The organism is Rhizobacter sp. P2_H2 (assembly GCF_056403375.1).
Window position 1 is genome coordinate 1 of the sequence record NZ_JBFUFP010000757.1, and the last position, 2,695, is coordinate 2,695.

A 2,695-nucleotide genomic window follows, 5' to 3' on the forward strand; every position below is an offset into this window, starting at 1 on the left:
AGATCAGACCGTTTCTTCCCTGACAAAAGCGGTTTACAACCCGAAGGCCTTCTTCCCGCACGCGGCATGGCTGGATCAGGCTTGCGCCCATTGTCCAAAATTCCCCACTGCTGCCTCCCGTAGGAGTCTGGGCCGTGTCTCAGTCCCAGTGTGGCTGGTCGTCCTCTCAGACCAGCTACAGATCGTCGCCTTGGTAGGCCTTTACCCCACCAACTAGCTAATCTGATATCGGCCGCTCCAATTGCGCGAGGTCTTGCGATCCCCCGCTTTCACCCTCAGGTCGTATGCGGTATTAATCCGGCTTTCGCCGGGCTATCCCCCACAACTGGGCACGTTCCGATATATTACTCACCCGTTCGCCACTCGCCACCAGGATTGCTCCCGTGCTGCCGTTCGACTTGCATGTGTAAGGCATGCCGCCAGCGTTCAATCTGAGCCAGGATCAAACTCTTCAGTTCGATCTTGATAATTTACTCAATGAATTGAAGTGAACTTCACTTCATGAGCGTTTAAGGTCCATGAGACCTCGAGTCTTTCGACTCTTCGGYACTCGCCTTCCAACGCCCACACTTATCGGCTGTWTGTTTTTAAAGAGCTGCAATCCGGTYAAACCGTCTTGCTTTGCTGTTCGATCTGTCTCGTTCAGCGCAGCCTTAGACTGTAGCACCTTTTTGCTCGACTTCAACAACTTGTTTTGATTTTTTTCTGCCGCCGCTTTCGCCGCCYGCCGAAACCAATCTGTTGTTGGGTCGCTTCGTTGATTTGTCATCAGCGAAGCCCACGATTATGCACAGACCACTTTGAATCGTCAACACCATAGACCCTCGAGTTTTGTCGGGATTCTCTGAAATGCCGCGACACACCGAGAGTCCCTTCAATACGCCGCCGGGGCTTCGCAGGCGGCGAGCCATCGGCGAGAATCCGCGCCCTGCCCCCGTTGGGAGGCGCGCGCGGCTGTCTGGTGGCAAACAGCGGTCGGCGTTGACAGAGCCAACAAACAAGAGAAGACCCCGATGTACGACACGACCTACGTCAACAACCCCTTCGAATCGACCATTGACCCCGGTACCGTCCTGCAACGCGTTGAACAGTCGGCTGGCATCGCCCAGCTGCAACGCCGCGTGTTCGCGCGTGCCGACAAGCTGCGCGGCGTCGCCGCCGACCTGATGGAGCACGACGCCAAGATCGAGGCCCTGTTTGCCAACGGCCCCCGCGCCGGTGCCGCTCCCAAGAAGACCGCGAAGACCAAGGCCGAAGCCTGATCCGTCTCACCCCCGCCCGGGCCCGGTTCACCCTCGAACCATGGCGCCCGGCGGACCCCGGGGCAACAATGCGGGAGCATGACGGCCCTCTCCTCTCTCTCTACCGACAGAGATCACGACGACGCGGCAGCGATGCCGCGTCTCGCCTTCGGCATCGCCTGGGCGTTGTTCTGGGTGCTGATGATGACCATCGGCGTGCAGGATCACCTGCGCCAGGGCGGCACCGCCGTCTGGAAACCACTGCTGTGGGAAGGCAGCTCGATGCTCGTGTCCAGCCTGATCGTCTGGCTGCAATGGCGGCGAGCCGGGCGTCTCGATGAGCTGCTGAACCGCCCGTGGCGCTGGTTCGCCGCGAGCCTCGCCTGGCTGCCGCTGGCCGCGCCCTGCTTCATCGCCGCGGTGTTCGGGCTGCGCCACGCGGTCCACGCACTCGCCGGCGAGACCTACACGCACGACCCGTGGCCGGTGGTGTTCCGCTACGAGGCGCTGAAGTTCTCGATGTTCTACCTGCTGTTCGTCGCGATCGTCTTCGGGCTGCGCTCGCATGCGGCGCTGGCCTCGGCGCGGCTGCGGCTCGAACGCGAGCGGCGCTTGGCGCAAAGCGCGCAGCTGCTGCAGCTGGCCCAGCAGATCGAGCCGCATTTCCTGTTCAACGCGCTCAACACGATCGCCTCGACGATCCACACCGACCCGGCGCTGGCCGACACGCTGCTGATGCGCCTGGCTGCGCTGCTGCGCGCCGCCACCGACCTGGCGCGCCACCCCGAGACCACGCTGGCCGACGAGCTCACGCTGCTCGAAGCCTACGCGTCCATCATGCGCGAGCGCTTCGCCGAACGCGTCGACATCGTCTTCGACATCGACCCCGCCACCCGTCCGTGCAAGGTCCCGTCGCTGCTGCTGCAACCCCTGCTCGAGAACGCCTTCCGCCACGGCGTCGAGCGCCGCCTGGCCCCCACCCGCATCGTCGTGCGCGCGCGCCGCGCCGGTGCGCGCCTGTGCCTGGAGGTGCAGGACGACGCCGGCGAGCTGCCCCCGGGGCCCGATGTGCCCTGGGGCGTGGGCCTCGGCAACCTGCGGCAGCGCCTGCTGACACGCCATGGCGACAGCGCCTCGCTGACGCTGCAGGCGCGCGACGGCGGCGGCGTGCTGGCCCGCGTCGAGCTGCCATGCGGGTGCTGATCGTCGACGACGAGACTCCGGCGCGCGAGCGCCTGCGCCGCCTGCTGCTCGCGTTCGCCGATGTCGAGGTGACCGGCCAGGCGCGCGACGGCGAGGAAGCGCTGGCGGCGATCGCCGCGCAGGCGCCCGATGCATTGTTCCTCGACGTGCAGATGCCGGGCCCGAGCGGCCTCGACGTCGCCGCATCGTTGCCCGAGCCGGCCCCCGCCATCGTCTTCGTCACCGCGCACGACCGCTACGCGGTGCAGGCC

The 2,695-nt window shown here is 64.9% G+C and carries 3 protein-coding genes and 1 rRNA gene; 3 read left to right on the plus strand and 1 reads right to left on the minus strand.

Annotated elements, in window-relative coordinates:
• Positions 1-458 (minus strand): 16S ribosomal RNA (locus AC1D15_RS25810); the annotation flags it as partial.
• Positions 459-1,013: 555 nt separating this feature from the next.
• On the opposite strand from AC1D15_RS25810, the gene AC1D15_RS25815 reads away from it, so the two are divergent.
• From AC1D15_RS25815 to AC1D15_RS25825, 3 genes are all read left to right on the plus strand, one after another.
• On the plus strand, positions 1,014-1,262 hold the full coding sequence (locus tag AC1D15_RS25815; RefSeq protein WP_047509254.1) for a hypothetical protein: 249 nt from the start codon (positions 1,014-1,016) through the stop codon (positions 1,260-1,262).
• A 132-nt stretch (positions 1,263-1,394) separates the two neighbouring features.
• Positions 1,395-2,444: a sensor histidine kinase gene (locus tag AC1D15_RS25820; RefSeq protein WP_477828239.1), complete on the plus strand. Its 1,050-nt coding sequence runs from the start codon at positions 1,395-1,397 to the stop codon at positions 2,442-2,444.
• Positions 2,432-2,695: LytR/AlgR family response regulator transcription factor (locus AC1D15_RS25825; protein ID WP_477828240.1), on the plus strand; the 264-nt coding region annotated here is incomplete at its 3' end. The genes AC1D15_RS25820 and AC1D15_RS25825, both read left to right, overlap by 13 nt.

What these genes read in the sequence shown, in the direction of transcription:
- AC1D15_RS25820 (WP_477828239.1), top strand. Translation starts at nt 1,395, where the DNA reads ATGCCGCGTCTCGCCTTCGGCATCGCCTGGGCGTTGTTCTGGGTGCTG.
- AC1D15_RS25815 (WP_047509254.1), top strand. Translation starts at nt 1,014, where the DNA reads ATGTACGACACGACCTACGTCAACAACCCCTTCGAATCGACCATTGAC.